This window comes from Micrococcales bacterium (assembly GCA_016703125.1).
Lineage (GTDB): Bacteria > Actinomycetota > Actinomycetes > S36-B12 > UBA10799 > JADKAV01.
This window is the reverse complement of the sequence record JADJCR010000002.1, coordinates 142,205-159,426: the sequence shown is the minus strand read 5'-3', so window position 1 is coordinate 159,426 and position 17,222 is coordinate 142,205. Positions and strand designations below refer to the sequence as shown.

Sequence of the window (17,222 nt, the reverse complement as noted above, 5' to 3'; positions counted from 1 at the left end):
AGGGCCGTGACCACGCACATGAACGACGACCACCGTGCGGACCTGCTCGTGATGGTCGCCGAACAGGCCCCCACGGCCACGCAGGCGGAGGTGACCGGGGTGGACGAGGCGGCACTGTACGTCCGGGTCGTGGAGGCACCGGGTGCCGCCCGTGAGGTCGCGCTGGCCTGGCCCGGACCGCTGACCCAGCGGACCGACATCCGCAAGTACGTCGTTGAGATGCACGAACAAGCACAAGGAGAGAAGTGAAGAAGATCGCCATACCCGCCGTCCTCGCCGTCGCGGGCAGCGTGCTCGTCGCCACACCCGCGAGTGCCGACTCCGCCAGCGGCGCGACTCTGACCTGGAAAATCAGCGAGTGCGCGTTCGACGCGACCATCGCGTCCTGCGGCAGCATCACCGAGGCACAGTCCCTGACCGGTAACGTCACGAAGGGCGGGGAGGGCTGGGCCTTCACCGGCGGCACGGGTCCTACGACCCCGCGACCGGGGCCACCGCGATCGACTTCACCGGTTCTGTCACCATCGGCAACGTCAACCGTGGCAATTACTCGATCACGTTCGCCGACCCCAAGGTGGTGGTGAAGGCCGGGTCCGGGGCGCTGGTCGCCGATGTCGTCGCGCGGCCCCCGGGCGCACCGGAGACCATCGTCGGCGACGTGAAGATCGTCGACCTGCCCGCGGTTCCGAACGCAAAGACCTGGCAGGTGACCCCGCCGTGGCAGAACGCCGGGACCCCGGGCGTGCCAGCGCCGATCGACGGCAAGCAGTTCGCGCAGCCGTTGCTCGACGCCCTGCCGGCCAGCCTCAAGGGCTGGTTCTGGGCCACCGGCACGAGCGGCGCCAACCCCTACAAGGCGCCGGCCGCGGTGTCCGTGGCTTTCGACTCCGTGCCGACCAGCACCGGTCCCGCGGTGACCATCGAGGGCGCCGAGAACCTCACGGCCGACCAGCAGGCGACCATCACTGTCAAAGGCACAGGCTTCGACCCGGCCAAGAAGGGCGGCCCGGTTCAGGGGCTGTACGTGGTCTTCGGCCCGGATGCGGCCACCGTGGGCTACGGGATGAACGCGGCGACGACCTTCGGGGCCGCGCAGTACCTGCCCACCGCGCCGAACGCCGATGGGGAGTTCGAGACCACCCTGACCATCAAGGGCCGGTACACCGGCGAGGACGGCAAGAGCTGGGACGGCACCACGCAGACGCTCGGTGTCAGCACCTGGGCAGCACACTCCCACGCCATCACGGATTACGACACCTTCACTGCGATCACGTTCCGGAGGGCGCCGGCCCCAGCGAAGGTCACGTTCTCGCTGAAGAAGGACACGGTCAAGGCCGGCAAGCGCGCAGTGGCCGTCGTCCGGGCGCCCGGTGTCAAGGGCAAGGTCGCGGTGAAGAAGGGTTCCCGCACGCTGGCGACCAAACGACTGAGCAAGGGCAAGGCAGTGGTGAGACTGCCGCGGCTGAAGGTCGGCAAGCACACCCTGCGCGCCGTCTTCCCGGGCACCGCGCAGACCGCTCGCTCAGTGTCCAAGCGCGTCGTTCTGCGGGTGCGCTGACCTGCTGGCTGCCCGGGCGCCGGCGTCCACGAGGTTGGAGAACACACACGGCCGTCCTCCAACCTCGGGGTTGTTCTCCAACCTCCCGGTCAGGTGCGACGACAACCGTCGCGAAAGCCCTACCCCCCGGCGAACGGCGGCAGCACGTCGACGACCGCGTCCTCCTCGACTGCGTCGTCGGCCCGGAGCCGGTAACCGTCACTGACCACGGTGCAGACGGCGAGGACCTGTTCGAAGCGCTCCCGAGGCCCAAGGCCAACAACCCCGCGCGGACCGGCCCGGCGGGCACTGCCAGGCGGTCGGCCCCCGCGGCCTCCCGGGCGGCGGCGAACAAGCGAACCGTGACGGCCACCTCAGCCTCCGATCGCGGACATGGGCCGTGGGGGCTGGAGGAACACGGGGTCGTCGATGCCGTGCCCAGCGCGCTTCGAGGCCACCCCGGCGGCCATGAGGCGCGCCAGTTCGGCGTCGTCGGCACCGGAGCGCAACGGCCCCCGCAGGTCGGTCTCGGAGTGGGCGAACAAGCAGTTGCGCCACTGGCCGTCGGCGGTGAGCCGCAGCCGGTTGCAGGTACCGCAGAACGGCCTGGTCACCGATGCGACCACGCCGACGGTGGCCAGACCGCCGTTGACGTCCCACCGGCGGGCGGGGGCCGGCCCCGGATCGGGGATCGGTGTGAGCGCAAAGCCGGCGTCGGCCAGCGAGGCGAGGATCTCCTCGGCGGTGACCATCTCCTCGCGGCGCCAGCCGTGCTGCGGGTCCAGCGGCATCTGCTCGATGAAACGCAGGTGCACCCCCTCGCCGATCGCCCAGCGCAGCAGATCCGGCGCCTCGCGATCGTTGATCCCACGCAGCAGCACCGTGTTCACCTTCACCGGTTCAAGTCCGGCCACCTGCGCGGCCCGGATCCCGCTGAGGGTGTCGACGAGCCTGTCCCGGTGCGTCATGCGCCGGAACGTCTCCCGATCGAGGGTGTCGAGGCTGATGTTGACGCGCTGCAAGCCGGCGTCCCGCAGCGGCGCGGCCAGTTGCGGCAGGCGCAGGCCGTTGGTCGTCATGCTGACCTCGACTCCGAGGCCCGCGATGCTTGCGACGACGGCCGGCACGTCGAGGCGCAACAGCGGCTCGCCCCCGGTCAGCCGCACGCTGCGCACGCCACAGTCGACGGCGACCGTCACCAGTCGCAGCAATTCCGAGGTGGACAGCATCTGCTCGCCGGGCAGCCAGGGCAGACCCTCGGCGGGCATGCAGTACGTGCACCGCAGGGAGCACCGGTCTGTCAGCGACACCCGAAGATCGCTGTGAACACGTCCGAAACCGTCGATCAGGCGCAATTGACCCACTCCTCAGAACCGTCGGTGAAGCGCTGCAACTTCCAGACCGGCAACTGGTCCTTGACCGCATCCACCAACCACGCACACGCGGCGAACGCTTCCCCGCGGTGCGCGGCGCTGACTGCGGCCACGAACGCCAGCTCACCGATCGCCAGCCCGCCGACGCGGTGCAGAGCCGCCGCCTCCAGAACTCCGGGCAGTCCCCGTGCCTGCGACACGACCTCCTGCAGAATGAGGTCGGCCTCCGGGTGACCCTCGTACCGCAGTGACGCCACCGACCGCTCGTGGTCATGGTCGCGGACGCGGCCCTCGAACACGACCACCGCTCCGGCGTCGTCACGGCGCACCTTCGCCTCCACCTCGGCCGTCGTGATGGGTGCCTCGCGCACCAGCCCGCGGTGGTGGGCGCCTCCCATCACGTGGTGGGCGTGGTCCAGCAGTGGCCCGAGCACAGCCAGGGCGTCGGCGACCGCCGAGCGACTGCCCGGCACCGCCACCACGAGGGTCTGGCCCATGCTGCCGGCGACCGCGCGCGACAGGTCGGCCAGCGGGGTGACGGCGCGGCCACGGGCCCGGAAAGCCTCCCCGAATCCGGGCAACTCCCGGTCGATCACCGCGCGCACGGCGTCCGGTGTGACGTCGCGCGGGCCCAGCCCGGTCCCTCCGGTGCACACCACGACCTCGGCGTCAGCCGCGCGGATGGCGGTGGTGATCCGGTCGACCTCGTCGGGCACGACGACCACCGTGGTGTCGCAGCCGATCTCCCGCAGCCCGCCGACGAGCACCGGCCCGGTGGTGTCCTCGGTGGTGCCGGCGGCGACCGAGTCGGAGCAGACGATCACGGCGGCCCTCATCGCTGCCAGTCCCCGCTGGCACCGCCGGTCTTGCGCACGACCTGCACGGCCTCGATGGTCGCCGCCGGGTCGAGGGCCTTCGTCATGTCGATGATCGTCAGGCAGGCGACCGTCACGGCCGTGAGCGCCTCCATCTCCACGCCGGTCCGGTCCGCGGTACGGACCTGGGCGGTCACCGCCACGCTGTCATCGCCCACCTCGAGGTCCACCGTCACACCGTGCACGGCGATGGGATGGCACATGGGAATGAGATCAGGCGTGCGTTTGGCGGCCATGATCCCGGCGATGCGGGCGGTGGCCAGGACATCACCTTTGGCGACGGTCCCCTCCGCGATCGCCGGCGCCGCGGACGTCCGGACCCGGCCGCGGGCCAGCGCGGTACGCACGGTCACGTCCTTGCCCGCCACGTCCACCATGCGCGCGTGACCCCGTGCATCGATGTGGCTCAAGCCCTCGGCCATGCCCACCTCCCTGCCCCTAGTCTGCGAGTGTGACCGACTGGACGGCAATCGTGCTGACCGGGGGGGCCAGCCGACGGCTGGGACGGGACAAGGCGACCACCCCGGTGGCGGGCCGGAGGATGATCGATCGCATCCTGGCCGGGTTGCCGCCGGAGGTCCCGGTGGTGGTGGTCGGACCCGATCCCCACGTCCGACGGCCGATCACGCTCACCCGGGAGGATCCACCGGGAGGCGGACCGGCTGCAGGCATCGCCGCGGGGATCGCGGTGACCAGCACGCCGTTCGTGGCGGTACTCGCCACTGACATGCCGTTCGCCGTGCCCGCGCTGCTGCAACTGCCCCTGCCCGCCGGCGATGCACTCGTGCCGCGCACCGAAGGCCACGCCCAGCCGCTGTGCGCGTGGTACCGCACGCCTGCCTTGCGCCGGGCGGCGCCAACCGCCGGGATGAGCATGCGCGAGGTTCTGGCGCGACTGGCCGTCGAGTACGTCGACGTGGCCGCCGATGCCCTCGTCGACATCGATACCGCGCAGGACCTCCACGCGGCCCAGCAACGGCTGATAATGGACGACATGGACACATGGGTGGAAGCCGTCAAGCGCGAACTGGGCATCACAGCCGACGTCGACGTCGCCGTCGTTCTGGACGTCGCCAAGGAGGCCGCACATGCGGTGCAGCGCCCGGCGGCCCCCGTGACGACCTACCTCATGGGTCTTGCCGTGGCCAACGGCGCCGACCCCCGCGAGACGGCGGTGCGGATCGCCGGACTCGCGCAATCGTGGTCCTCCGATGCGTGAGCCCGACTGGGACACCGCCCGCGCTCTGCTGGCCGATGCGGTCCTCCTACCGGGCGAGACGCTGGCGCCGGCCACAGCCGACGGCCGCACGCTGGCGGGCCCGGTTGAGGCTCTGACCGACCTCCCGGCCGCCGACACCTCGGCGATGGATGGCTGGGCGGTCTGTGGCCCGGGTCCCTGGACGGTCGTCGGGACGGTGCTGGCGGGAGCTGCCCCACCGATGGTCTTGACGTCGGGTGAGGCGGTGGTGATCGCCACGGGGGCGGCGGTTCCCGACGGCACGACTGCGGTGCTGCGCACCGAACACGCGACAGTGACAGGCGGCAGGGTGGACGGCCCGGCGCGGTCGTCGGACCTGCGGCCACGCGGCGAGGAGTGCCGAGCCGGTGAGGTGCTGGCGGCAGCGGGCGCAGTGGTGGACCCCGCACTGATCGGGCTGGCCTGCGCGGCGGGCCTGGACGAACTGCTCGTGCGGCGGACGCCCCGCGTGGCGCTGCTGTTGTTCGGCGACGAACTGGTGGACGCCGGCGTGGCCGGACCGGGGCGGGTGCGCGACGCACTGGGTCCGCAGTTGCCCGGCTGGATCCGGCGGTTGGGGGCGCGGGTCGTGTCCGTGGCGCGTGCCGAGGACACCCTGGCCGCCCACATCGCGGCGATCCGCGATGCCGATGCCGACATCGTCATGACCACCGGCGGGACGGCGGCGGGCCCCGTCGACCACCTGCACGCGGCCGTCGCAGACCTCGGCGGGCAGTGGGTCGTGGACAGTGTCGCGGTGCGCCCCGGCCACCCCATGGCCGCAGCCCGGATCGCCGGTCGCTGGCTGGTGGCCCTGCCGGGGAACCCGCAGAGCGCGGTGGTGTCGCTGCTCACGCTGGGCGCCCCTTTGATCGCGGCGATGCTCGGCCGCTGGTCACCGGACCTGCCGGTGGTCACGTTGGCAGCCGCCGCGACCGCGCCGGCGGGGGAGCACCGCTTGCTCGCCTGCCGTCTGGACGCCGGCACCGCACATTCGGTGACGCACCTGGGCTCGGCGATGCTGCGGGGCCTGGCTGCTGCTGACGGGTTCGCAGTGTTGCCGCCGGGCGGGGCCGCCACCGGCACGCAGGTGCGGTGGCTGGCCCTGCCCTGACGGATCAGGACGGCTTCTCCGCGCCCGGTCGTGCGTAGTAGTACCAGGTGAGCCCGGCGCCGATCAGACACGTCACGAAACCCAGCCAGTACAGCATCTGGGCGTTGCCGGTGGCGAACATGACGCCGAACACGAACGGGCCGAAGGCGGCGATCGCCGCGGTCCAACCGATGACCCCGCCCGCCTGCCGGGGTTCGAAGATCATCGGCATCTGCTTGAAGGTACTGGCGTTGCCGACCCCGGCGAAGAAGAAGATCGCCAGCATCCCCCAGAGGAACTTCGGGAACTCGTCCACGTTGCTCGGAGACAACTGGAACGAGGTGTACAGCGCGGAGAACGCGATGCCGATCACCGCGACCAGAGTCACCTTCGCGCCCCCGGCACGGTCGGCGACGGGTCCGGCCAGCACGCGCGCCGCAGAGCCGACGAGCGCGCCGAGGAAGGCGTACGACACCGCAGTGATGCCGTCTGCGCCGAACGGGGTGCCATAGAAGTTCTTCATCAGCAGGGCGAACTGGGCGGCCATGCCGGAGAACGTGCCGAAGGTGAGGACATACAGCCACGTCATCAGCCACGTGTGCTTGTTGCCGAAGATGTCCAGCTGGTCCTTCACACCGCGGGCCTGGACCGGGACCGACTTCAGCATGGTGAAGGCGAGGACGACGCCCACGATGACGAACGGGATCCAGATGTAGCCGGCGTTCTGGTACCAGACCTCCTTGTTGATGCCCTTGTCCTCGTTGACGAAAGCCTGCGAGCCGCCGATCAGGGCGAACCCGATGATCCACGGGGTCACGAACTGCACGATGCTCACGCCGAAGTTGCCGATCCCGGCCTGGATGCCCAGGGCCGTGCCCTGCTTGGCTTTCGGGAAGAAGTACGAGGTGCTCGGCATGAAGCCGCTGAACACGCCGCCGCCGATACCGGCCAGGAAGGCCAGGACGAGCAGGACGGTGTACGAGGTGTTCGAATTCTGCACAGCCATGGCCCACCCGGCCAGCGGGATGATCAGCAGCAGGCTGCTCAGCCACACGAGTCTGCGGGTGCCGAGGATGGGTGGCAGGAACATCCACACCAACCGCAGCAGACCACCGGCCAGACCCGGCATGGCGACCAGCCAATAGAGCTGGCTGGTGGACAGGTCGAAGCCGATGAAGTTCAGCTGCGGGGCGATGGCGGAGACCAGGAACCAGGTGATGAACGCCAGGGTGAGGTTGAAGGTGGTGATCCAGAGGGTCTTCCAGGCCCGCCCTGAGTCCCACGTCTGGGCGTCCTCGGGGTTCCAGCTCTCGAGCCAGTCACCCCCTTTGCGTGCCGGTGCACTGGCGGCTGCTGAACTCATCGCGTGACTCCTGTCATCTCGTCAGCCGGGATCTCCGGGCTGTGATCGTGTTCGAACTTGTTCGTCAATTCCGGACTGGCCTGGTGCAGCATCTTGACCACGGTGAAGTGCATCCACAGCGTCGCGGCGAGGGTCACGACGAACAACACGCCGAACGTGGCCTGCGGGGCACCGCTCCACGCGGTCGCGTAGGCGAACATCGGGGGGAGGAAGAAGCCGCCGAGGGCGCCGATCGAGCCGACCAGGCCGCCGACCGCACCCACGTCGTGCGGGAAGTACTCGGGGATGTGCTTGTAGACCGCGGCCTTTCCGATCCCCATCGCACAGCCGGTGATGAATACCAGCAGGGTGAACATCCACACCCCGACCGTCCACGGCAGGATCTCGCTGGTGGTGCCGTCCTGGCGCTCGACGACGATGTACCCGTAGGGCATCATCAGGATCCCGGTGGTGACCAGCATGATCCCGAACGTGATGTACATGACCCGCCGGGCGCCGACGCGGTCGGAGATCCAGCCACCCACCGGTCGCAGCAAGGAGGCCGGGAAGATGAACAGCGCGGTGAGCAACGCCGCGTGGCTGAGGCTCTGGTCGTAGACGTCGACGTAGTACTTGGGCAGCCAGGCCGCCAGTGCCACGTAGGCGCCGAAGACCACCACGTAGTAGAGGCTGAAGCGCCAGACCCGCATCTGCTTGAGCGGCTGCAGCATCGATGCCAGCGACCTGCCCTGCCCGGGGACGATGTCGTGGCGGGGGGACACGAACCATGTCACCGCGGCCATGATCAGCAGCAGCACCATGTAGAGGAAGGGCACGAAGCGCCAGCCGCCGGGGATGAAGCCGAGGAAGCCCGCTGCCGGGACCGCCGCGATAAGGGCGGGCCCGATGAACTTGGTGACGGATGCCCCGACGTTGCCCGCACCGAACACGCCGAGCGCGAAGCCCTGCAGGTGCTGGGGCCACCACGCGCTGGTCCAGGCGATGCCGACGCTGAAGGAGTTGCCGGCCAGGCCGACGAGGAACGCGTAGATGAGCAGTTGGACGTAGTTGTCCGCCGTGGACACCAGGTAGGCGGGGATCGCGGTGGCGGCCAGCATCACGGTCATCACCAGTCGGCCGCCGCGGCGGTCGGCGAGGATGCCGGCGGGGAGCCGCCAGATGGCGCCGTTGAGCACGGCGACGGCGGTGATCCAGGACAGCTGGACGTCGGTGAGGCCGAACTCCTTGCGGATCGGGATGCCCAGGACACCGAACATGAGCCACACCGCGAACATGAGCGTGAAGGCCAACGTCGAGATCACCAGGACCTGCACCGCGGCCGGGCTGCAACCCCATCGGACTCCTTCCGGTCCCAGCCTCGGTCATGCGTGGGCTCCTCTCCATTTTCCACTGCACATAGACGTTACCACGGTGTTTATTACATATTCCCCGGTGAATATGTGGTAGAAGAGGGGTATGGAACCGGGCGCTGCGGAAGCATCGGCCGCAGCCTGGCGCGCCTCAGCGCACGCTGCCCATCGCAGCATCCCCTGGACGGGCGATCATCCTGGACCTGATCCTGCGGATCGTCCAGGAGCCAGCGAGCCGGTGAGCGTCGAGGACATCTCCGGACCACCGACCTGCACGCGAACACGGTCCGCGCCCACCTCGGAGGTGCTGCGCGCCGGCGGGACATCAGCGGAGCCAGGACACCGTCGGTCGCGGGCCGCCCTCGGAGGCTGTACTCCGCGCGCGGAAGGCCCTATCACCGGCTGGCGGCCGACCTGCGCGAGGCGCTCGCCGCCGCCCAGGACCCAGGGTCGCTGCCGAGGCGGCGCGCCGGTGGCGCTCGGCGGAGGACAACGGGCCGGGCCCACCGGTCCCCGGCCCAGGCCGTCGACGCCTGGCTGGTCTGGCCCGGTTCGCCGTGGAGGTCTCGCCGATCGGCGACTCCGTGACCTTGGGCCAGTGCCCGTACGCGGCGCTGGTCGCGACCAGCCGGTGATCTGCGACATCCACGCCCGGCCCTGCTGGGCGAGGTCTGGCACCGCACGGGCAAGCCGTCGCGTGGCGGGGATGGAGGTGTTGGCCGCGGCCCGGGCATGTGTCGCGCCTTGCCCGGCGCCGGGCTGACCGGCCCGACGCAGGTCATCCGGGCGCACAGCCCCCCGAACTCCACGCAAGAGTCGTGCGCGCCCCGACGAAGAAGAGGAGGTGACGATGACCACCACACCGACCCCGATATCGCCGGCGACTTCCTGGTCAAGGCCGGGCGCTTCTTCACCCCGGGCGAGGTTTCCCCCGACCTGCGGACCGTGACCCGCCATGGTGGCCGGGAGGGCGACGTCTTCTACCGGGACCGGTGGAGCCACGACAAGGTCGTGCGCTCCACCCACGGCGTGAACTGCACCGGATCGTGCTCGTGGAAGGTGTACGTCAAGGACGGCATCATCACGTGGGAGACCCAGCAGACCGACTACCCGTCGGTCGGCCCGGACAGCCCCGAGTACGAGCCCCGCGGCTGCCCGCGCGGCGCCGCGTTCTCCTGGTACACCTACTCCCCCACCCGGGTGAGGTACCCGTACGTCCGCGGCGTGCTGCTGGACGCCTACCGCGCGGCGAAGGCCCAGCACCCAGACCCCGTGGACGCCTGGGCGGCCGTCGTCGACGACCCGAGCAGCCCGCGCCTACCAGGCCCGCGGCAAGGGCGGCCTGGTCCGCGCCTGGTGGGACGAGGCCATCGAGATCATCGCCGCGGCGCACGTCCACACGATCAAGGCCTACGGCCCCGACCGCGTCTTCGGCTTCTCGCCGATCCCCGCCATGTCCATGGCGTCTCACGCCGCCGGCAGTCGGTTCGTGTCATTGCTCGGCGGCTCGATGCTGTCGTTCTACGACTGGTACTGCGACCTGCCCGTCGCATCGCCGCAGGTGTTCGGCGACCAGACCGACGTTCCCGAGTCGGCGGACTGGTGGAACGCGAGCTACCTGATCATGTGGGGCGCCAACGTGCCCGTCACCCGCACCCCGGACGCCCACTTCATGGCCGAGGCCCGCTACCGCGGACAGAAGGTCGTGACGGTGTCCCCGGACTACGCGGACAACACGAAGTTCGCCGACGAGTGGCTCACCCCGCACCCCGGCACCGACGGGGCTCTGGGCATGGCGATGGGGCACGTGATCCTCAAGGAGTTCTACGTCGACCGGCAGGTGCCGCGGTTCGTCGAGTACGTGAAGCAGTACTCGGACATGCCGTTCCTGATCACGCTGAAGCGCGGACGGCGCCTGGGTCCCGGACAAGTTCCTGACCGCCGCTGACCTCGGCGACACAGGCAGGAGGGCGGCCAGTTCAAGACCGTGCTGGTCGACCGGCCGACCGGGCGGTCGTGCCCAACGGGTCGCTGGGCTTCCGGTACGGCGAAGCGGGCAAGGGCAAGTGGAACCTCGACCTCGAGGGCATCGACCCGGCCCTGTCGCTGTACGGCGCGGGAGGGTCCCAGAACGTCGAGGTGCACCTACCGCGCTTCGACGTCGGCCAGGCGGACAGCGAGGGGGCTCGGCACTCCGCGCGGCGTGCCGGTCGGCCGGCCGGGCCGCGGCTGGTGACGACCGTCTTCGACCTGATGCTGGCCCAGTACGGCGTCGGCCGCGACGGCCTGCCGGGCCAGTGGCCCACCGGCTACGACGATCCCGAGCCCTACACGCCCGCCTGGCAGGAGGAGATCACCGGCGTGCCGGCGGCGAGGCCGAGCGCATCGGCCGGGAGTTCGCGCAGAACGCCGAGGACTCCGGCGGTCGCTCCATGATCATCCTCGGCGCCGGCACCAACCACTGGTTCCACTCCGACACGATCTACCGCACGTTCCTGGCCATGATCACGTTGACCGGCTGTCAGGGCGTCAACGGCGGCGGCTGGGCGCACTACGTCGGCCAGGAGAAGGCGCGGCCGATCACCGGCTGGGCGAACCTGGCCTTCGCCCTGGACTGGCAGCGCCCTGCGCGCCAGATGATCGGCACCGCGTTCTGGTACGTCAACACCGACCAGTGGCGCTACGACAACCTCGGCGCTGACCTGCTGGCCACCCCGCTGGGCGAGGGGCCGGTTCGAGGGCGCAGCGATGATCGACACGCTGGCCCAGTCGGCGCGCTGGGCTGGATGCCGTCCTTCCCCGACTTCGACCGCAACCCGCTCGACCTGGCCGACGAGGCCGAGGCCGCGGGAGGACGCCGCGGAGTACATCAAGCAGCAGTTGCTGTCCGGCGACCTGAGGTTCGCGATCGAGGACCCCGATGCGCCAGAGAACTGGCCTCGCGTGCTCACGATCTGGCGGGCCAACCTGTTGGGCTCGTCGAGTAAGGGCAACGAGTACTTTCTCAAGCATCTGCTGGGCGCCGACAGCCGTGCGCGCCGAGGAGACCCCCGAGGGTGCGCCCAGGACGACCTGGCGTGACGACGCCCCCGTCGGCAAACTCGACCTGCTGGTCAACCTGGACTTCCGGATGACCAGCACCACCCTGTTCAGCGACATCGTGCTCCCGGCGGCGACCTGGTACGAGAAGCACGACCTGTCCAGCACGGACATGCACCCGTACGTCCACGCGTTCACGCCGGCCATCGACCCGCCGTGGGAGACCAAGAGCGACTACGACATCTTCCAGGCGCTCGCCGCAGGTCTCGGAGCTGGCCCCAGGGCACCCTGGAGACCCGCACCGACCTGATGACCATCCCGCTGCTGCACGACACCCCCGACGAGATGGCGGTGCCGGGCGGCGGTGCCGGACTGGCGGACCGGCGAGGTCGACCTGATCCCCGGGGTGACCGCGCCGAAGCTCGGTCATCGCGAGCGCGACTACACCACGGTCGGCGCCAAGATGTCGGCCCTCGGCCCGCTGCTGGAGACGCTCGGCACCATGACCAAGGGCGTGGCGGTCAACACCGCGCCGGAGATGGAACTGCTCGCCCGGACAACGGCGTGATCCGCGACGGCCCGGCGCCGGGCGGCCGGCGATCGTCACCGCGGCGCAGGCCTGCGAGGCCATCCTCACGCTGTCCGGCACGACGAATGGCCGGGTCGCAGTGGAGGGGTTCCGCGCGGTGGAGGAGCGGACCGGCCGGCAACTGGCCGACCTCGCATTGGACAACGAGGGCAAACGGATCACCTTCCCCGACACTCAGGCCCGTCCCGTCCCCGTCATCACGAGCCCCGAGTGGTCCGGCAGCGAACACGGTGGCCGGCGCTACACCGCCTTCACCATCAACGTCGAGCGCTCGAAGCCGTGGCACACGCTGACCGGGCGCCAGCACTTCTTCCTCGACCACGACTGGATGGCCGAGATCGGCGAGAACCTGCCGACGTTCCGGCCGCCGCTGAACATGCACCGGCTGTACGGCGACCAGGGGACCGGGGAGGGCCGCGAGGTCACCGTCCGGTACCTGACGCCGCACTCGAAGTGGTCGATCCACTCGGAGTACCAGGACAACCTGTTCATGCTGTCGCTGTCGCGCGGCGGGCCGGAGATCTGGATGAGTCCGCAGGACGCCGACGAGACCGTCGGCGTCAAGGACAACGACTGGATCGAGGCGTACAACCGCAACGGGGTGGTGGTCGCCCGCGCGATCGTGTCGCACCGCATGCCCAAGGGCACGGTGTACATGTACCACGCGAAGGACCGCACCGTGGACGTCCCGCGCACCGAGACCTCGGGCCTGCGCGGCGGGATCCACAACTCCCTGACCCGGTTGATGATCAAGCCCACACACGTCGCCGGTGGGTACGCGCAGTTGTCGTTCTTCCTGAACTACCTCGGGCCGACCGGCAACCAGCGCGACGAGGTCACCGTGATCCGCCGCCGCTCCCAGGAGGTGCAGTACTAAATGAGAGTCATGGCCCAGATGGGCATGGTGATGAACCTGGACAAGTGCATCGGGTGCCACACCTGCTCGGTGACCTGCAAGCAGGCGTGGACCAACCGCGCCGGCATCGAGTACGTGTGGTTCAACAACGTCGAGACCCGGCCCGGCCAGGGGTACCCGCGCACGTACGAGGACCAGGAGAAGTGGAAGGGCGGCTGGGTCCGCACCAAGCGCGGGAAGTTGCGGTTGCGCGCAGGCGGGCGGCTGCACCGGTTGTCGATGATCTTCAGCAACCCCAACCTGCCGACGCTCTCGGACTACTACGAGCCGTGGACCTACGAGTACGACACGCTGATCTCGGCACCGCTGGGCGAGCACACGCCGGTCGCGCGGCCGAAGTCGCTGATCACCGGTCAGCCGATGAAGATCGAGTGGTCGGCGAACTGGGACGACGACCTCGCCGGCGGGCCGGAACTCGCACCCGCCGACCCGGTTCTTCAGAAGATCAAGAAGGACGTCGGCGACCGGGTGAAACTCGAGTTCGAGCAGGCATTCATGTTCTACCTGCCGCGGATCTGCGAGCACTGCCTCAACCCGGCGTGTGTGGCCAGTTGCCCGTCCGGGGCGATGTACAAGCGCAGCGAGGACGGCATCGTGCTGGTCGACCAGGACGCGTGCCGCGGCTGGCGCATGTGCGTCACCGGCTGCCCGTACAAGAAGGTCTACTTCAACCACCGGACCGGCAAGGCCGAGAAGTGCACGTTGTGCTACCCGCGCATCGAGGTCGGCCTGCCCACCGTGTGCTCGGAGACCTGCGTGGGCCGGCTGCGCTACCTCGGCCTGTTCCTCTACGACGCGGACCGGGTGACCGAGGCCGCGGCCACTGAGAACGAGCAGGACCTCTACGAAGCCCAACTGGACCTGTTGCTCGACCCTAACGACCCGCGGGTCATCGAGCAGGCCCTCCGCGACGGCATCCCGGCGGACTGGCTGGACGCCGCCAAGCGGTCACCGGTGTACGCGCTGGCCAAGAAGTACCGGGTCGCGCTGCCGCTGCATCCGGAGTACCGCACGATGCCGATGGTCTGGTACATCCCGCCGCTGTCGCCGGTGGTGGACGCCCTGCGCGAGACCGGCAACGACGCCGAGGACGCCGGCAACCTGTTTGGGGCGCTCAACGCCCTGCGGATCCCGATCGAGTACCTCGCGGAGTTGTTCACCGCCGGGGATGTCGTCCCGGTGAAGAAGAGTCTGGGGGTGCTGGCGGCGATGCGCGCGTTCATGCGCGACAACAACCTGGGCAATCCGACCGACGCGTCGATCCCCGCGTCAGTGGGCCTGAGCGAGGAGGAGATGTTCACCCTGTACCGCCTGCTCGCGATCGCCAAGTACGAGGACCGCTATGTGATCCCGGAGGCACACACCGAGACGGCGAAGAACCTCGACGAACTGGCCTGTTCCTTGGACTACGAGGGCGGCTCGGGGATGTACGAGCAGGGGCCGTTCGGGGAGGCCTCCGGCCGGCCGGTACCGGTCGCCGTGGAGACCTTCCACGCCCTGGCCCAGCGCCAGCAGTCGGAGACCATCGTGCCCTCCGAGCAGCGCGAGGCACGGGTCAATCTCCTGAACTGGGACGGCGTCGGGGTGCCGCTGGGCATGCCGTCCATGCCGCCGAAGAAGCAGGAAGGGGAGAAGTGATGGACGCCCACGACAAGGCGGTGGCAAGGCTGGCCGCTTCCTGGCTGCTCTGGTACCCCGACGACGAGATGGTGGCCCGGCTGCCGGACATCCGGGCCGCGGTCTCGGAACTGCCGGGGGCCGCCCGCGCCCCGCTGTCCGCCTTCATCGACTGGCTCGGGAGCACCGACGTCATGCAGGTGCGCCGGGAGTACGTGCAGACCTTCGACATGAGGCGAAAGGCCTGCCCGTACCTGACGTACTGGACGCACGGCGACACCCGCAACCGCGGGATGGCCATCCTGCACTTCAAGGCGGCCTACCTCGACGCCGGATTCGACGCTGGTGACGCCGAACTCGCGGACCACCTCGCGGTGGTGCTGGAGTTTGCGGCCGTCGGGGACCGGCTGACCGGCGACGCCCTGCTCGCCGAGCACGCCGCGGCGATCGGGCTGCTGCAGTCGGCCTTGGAGTCCGTGGACTCCCCGTACGCCCAGGTGCTGGCCGCAGTCACCGCGACGCTGCCGCACGTGACCCCGGAGATCGCTGAGCGCATGGCACAGATCGCCACGCACGGCCCGCCGGTGGAGCAGGTGGGCCTGGAACCATTCGGACTTCAGACGACGGGAGCGCGCAGATGAGGCCCCTTGCAGAGACCACCGACACCGGCATGACCACCGCCGGCATCCTGCTGTGGGATGTCCTGCCATACGTGACCATGGCGGTCTTCGTGGTGGGCATGATCTGGCGCTACCGGTACGACAGGTTCGGCTGGACCACCCGGTCCAGCCAGCTGTACGAGCGCAAGCTGATCCGGATCGCCAGCCCGCTGTTCCACTTCGGCATCCTGGCGGTACTGATGGGCCACGTGATGGGTCTGCTCGTCCCCGAAGCGTGGACGAACGCGCTGGGGGTCTCGGAGGGGACGTACCACTTCTTCGCGGTGCTCCTCGGTGCCTTCGCCGGCGCCGCGACCCTGATCGGGATCGCGCTGCTGGTCTACCGCCGGCGCACGGTCGGGCCGGTCTTCGCCGCAACGACCAAGAACGACAAGACGATGTACATCTTCCTCGTCGCCGCCATCTGCCTCGGGGTGGTCGCCACCCTGGCCGGGGCCGGAGTCCTCGGTGAGGGGCACAACTACCGCGAGGACGTCTCGGTGTGGTTCCGGTCGCTGTTCTACCTCGACCCACAAGGCCAGTTGATGGCCGATGCGCCGCTGGCGTTCCGGATCCACGCGCTGGCCGGCATGGCGCTGTTCATCGTGTGGCCGTTCACGCGACTGGTGCACGCGTTCAGCGCTCCGTTCGGATACGCGTTCCGCCCGTACATCGTGTACCGCGACCGCGGGCCGCACGACGCCGGCAACCGGCAGCCGCGCCGTGGTTGGGAGAAAGTCGGAGGGCCGTGAGCGCGACCACCGGAGTGCGCGGGCAGGCGCGGACCGCACGGCGCCTGGCGATCCCCGGCCAGCACGGGGCATGGGCTTTCCTGGTCATCCCGTTGGTGCTCGGCTTCGTCATTACCGGGTGGTCGGCACCTGCAGCGGTGTTCTCGGTCGCCTGGGTGCTGGCGTACCCGGCCAGCTACTACCTCGGACGAGCCGTGGTCATCCGCTGGCGCCGCGGGACCTGGTCCCGGTTGGCCAAACGCGAGTTGCACGACGCGGTCCCGTGGGTAGTGCTGGCAGGGGTCCCGTCGCTGGTCCTGCTGGTGCTGCGGCCCTGGTTGATCTGGGTCGGGGTGGTTCTCGCAGTGCTGTGGGCGGTCAGCGTGTGGTTGACCCGCGCCGGCCATGAGCGGGGCGCCGGCAACGACCTGCTGCTCGTGGCGCAGGCCGCGATCGCGGTGCCGCTGTTCTGGGCGATCGCCACCGACACCCCGGACCTGGGCATCGGGGACCCCGCCGCGGCGCAGGCATGGCTGGCCGCCTTCATCTGCCTGGTCTTCTTCACCGGTTCGGTGCTGCACGTGAAGTCCTTGATCCGGGAGGCCGACGACCGGCGCTGGGCCATCGCCTCGCGCGGATTCCACGTGGCGGCCCTGGCGATGGGGCTGATCTCGCCGTGGCTGCTCCTGCCGTTCGGCGTCGCGGCGGTGCGAGCCTTCGCCGTGCCCACGGGCAGTCGTCCGGCGGTCATCGGCGCCGTGGAGATCGTGGTGTCGGTCCTCGTCGTGGTGGGGGCGGCGCTGGCGCTGGGATGAGTCTCGTCAGGGTGACCACTGTTGTGACG

The 17,222-nt window shown here is 69.7% G+C and carries 17 protein-coding genes and 2 pseudogenes; 14 read left to right on the top strand and 5 right to left on the bottom strand.

All coding sequences use genetic code 11. The features are described from left to right. Positions 1-18: 18 nt before the first annotated feature. Genes IPG68_02395 through IPG68_02385 form a run of 3 tightly spaced genes read left to right on the top strand, consistent with a single transcriptional unit; the run spans position 19 to position 1,558 of the window. Entirely contained in the window at positions 19-249 is a 231-nt protein-coding gene (locus IPG68_02395; protein ID MBK6762186.1) for a DUF2470 domain-containing protein, read from the top strand. Next, positions 246-584 (top strand): hypothetical protein, encoded by a 339-nt coding sequence (locus tag IPG68_02390; GenBank protein ID MBK6762185.1) that lies wholly within the window; start codon positions 246-248, stop codon positions 582-584. Before IPG68_02395 ends, IPG68_02390 begins: the two co-directional genes overlap by 4 nt. After that, positions 578-1,558 carry an Ig-like domain repeat protein gene (locus IPG68_02385; protein ID MBK6762184.1) on the top strand — a complete coding sequence of 327 codons (981 nt, stop codon included), beginning with the start codon at positions 578-580 and terminating at the stop codon, positions 1,556-1,558. Before IPG68_02390 ends, IPG68_02385 begins: the two co-directional genes overlap by 7 nt. A 353-nt stretch (positions 1,559-1,911) precedes the next feature. Here IPG68_02385 and moaA read toward each other — a convergent pair whose 3' ends face one another. From moaA to moaC, 3 genes are read right to left on the bottom strand one after another with little or no spacing between them, the layout of a single operon-like run. Beyond that, a complete protein-coding gene (gene moaA, locus IPG68_02380) occupies positions 1,912-2,901 on the bottom strand; it encodes a GTP 3',8-cyclase MoaA (protein ID MBK6762183.1) in 990 nt (329 codons plus the stop codon). Beyond that, a complete protein-coding gene (locus tag IPG68_02375) occupies positions 2,883-3,746 on the bottom strand; it encodes a molybdenum cofactor biosynthesis protein MoaE (GenBank protein MBK6762182.1) in 864 nt (287 codons plus the stop codon). The genes moaA and IPG68_02375 overlap by 19 nt, the downstream gene beginning before the upstream one ends. After that, positions 3,743-4,207 carry a cyclic pyranopterin monophosphate synthase MoaC gene (moaC, locus tag IPG68_02370; protein MBK6762181.1) on the bottom strand — a complete coding sequence of 155 codons (465 nt, stop codon included), beginning with the start codon at positions 4,205-4,207 and terminating at the stop codon, positions 3,743-3,745. Before moaC ends, IPG68_02375 begins: the two co-directional genes overlap by 4 nt. A 29-nt stretch (positions 4,208-4,236) precedes the next feature. Between moaC and IPG68_02365 the strand changes: the two genes are divergently transcribed. Both IPG68_02365 and IPG68_02360 read left to right on the top strand, forming a co-directional pair. Further along, on the top strand, positions 4,237-5,004 hold the full coding sequence (locus IPG68_02365; GenBank protein MBK6762180.1) for an NTP transferase domain-containing protein: 768 nt from the start codon (positions 4,237-4,239) through the stop codon (positions 5,002-5,004). Beyond that, positions 4,997-6,136: a molybdopterin molybdotransferase MoeA gene (locus tag IPG68_02360; protein MBK6762179.1), complete on the top strand. Its 1,140-nt coding sequence runs from the start codon at positions 4,997-4,999 to the stop codon at positions 6,134-6,136. The genes IPG68_02365 and IPG68_02360 overlap by 8 nt, the downstream gene beginning before the upstream one ends. Before the next feature lie 4 nt (positions 6,137-6,140). Here the strand turns inward: IPG68_02360 and IPG68_02355 are convergent, their stop codons facing one another. Then, complete coding sequence (locus IPG68_02355) at positions 6,141-7,478, bottom strand: NarK/NasA family nitrate transporter (protein MBK6762178.1); 1,338 nt, start codon at positions 7,476-7,478, stop codon at positions 6,141-6,143. Beyond that, positions 7,475-8,752, bottom strand: a complete 1,278-nt coding sequence (locus IPG68_02350) for a NarK/NasA family nitrate transporter (GenBank protein ID MBK6762177.1) — start codon at positions 8,750-8,752, stop codon at positions 7,475-7,477. The genes IPG68_02355 and IPG68_02350 overlap by 4 nt, the downstream gene beginning before the upstream one ends. 807 nt (positions 8,753-9,559) lie before the next feature. Here IPG68_02350 and IPG68_02345 point away from each other — a divergent pair. The 9 genes and pseudogenes from IPG68_02345 (at position 9,560) to IPG68_02305 (ending at position 17,193) form a co-directional block, all read left to right on the top strand. Continuing rightward, positions 9,560-10,775 (top strand): annotated as a pseudogene (locus IPG68_02345) (nitrate reductase subunit alpha). A 349-nt stretch (positions 10,776-11,124) separates the two neighbouring features. After that, entirely contained in the window at positions 11,125-11,814 is a 690-nt protein-coding gene (locus tag IPG68_02340; protein ID MBK6762176.1) for a molybdopterin-dependent oxidoreductase, read from the top strand. Then, positions 11,748-12,264: pseudogene (locus IPG68_02335) on the top strand (molybdopterin-dependent oxidoreductase). Before IPG68_02340 ends, IPG68_02335 begins: the two are co-directional and overlap by 67 nt. Beyond that, positions 12,231-12,434: a hypothetical protein gene (locus tag IPG68_02330; GenBank protein ID MBK6762175.1), complete on the top strand. Its 204-nt coding sequence runs from the start codon at positions 12,231-12,233 to the stop codon at positions 12,432-12,434. The pseudogene IPG68_02335 and the gene IPG68_02330 overlap by 34 nt, the downstream one beginning before the upstream one ends. A gap of 118 nt (positions 12,435-12,552) precedes the next feature. Beyond that, positions 12,553-13,332, top strand: coding sequence for a hypothetical protein (locus IPG68_02325; protein ID MBK6762174.1), 780 nt, complete (start codon positions 12,553-12,555; stop codon positions 13,330-13,332). After that, a complete protein-coding gene (gene narH / locus IPG68_02320) occupies positions 13,333-15,009 on the top strand; it encodes a nitrate reductase subunit beta (protein MBK6762173.1) in 1,677 nt (558 codons plus the stop codon). It begins immediately after the preceding gene. Beyond that, a complete protein-coding gene (gene narJ, locus IPG68_02315; protein ID MBK6762172.1) occupies positions 15,009-15,629 on the top strand; it encodes a nitrate reductase molybdenum cofactor assembly chaperone in 621 nt (206 codons plus the stop codon). The genes narH and narJ overlap by 1 nt, the downstream gene beginning before the upstream one ends. Before the next feature lie 29 nt (positions 15,630-15,658). After that, positions 15,659-16,399 (top strand): respiratory nitrate reductase subunit gamma, encoded by a 741-nt coding sequence (gene narI, locus IPG68_02310; protein MBK6762171.1) that lies wholly within the window; start codon positions 15,659-15,661, stop codon positions 16,397-16,399. Next, a complete protein-coding gene (locus IPG68_02305) occupies positions 16,396-17,193 on the top strand; it encodes a YwiC-like family protein (GenBank protein MBK6762170.1) in 798 nt (265 codons plus the stop codon). Before narI ends, IPG68_02305 begins: the two co-directional genes overlap by 4 nt. The last annotated feature ends 29 nt before the right edge of the window (positions 17,194-17,222 follow it).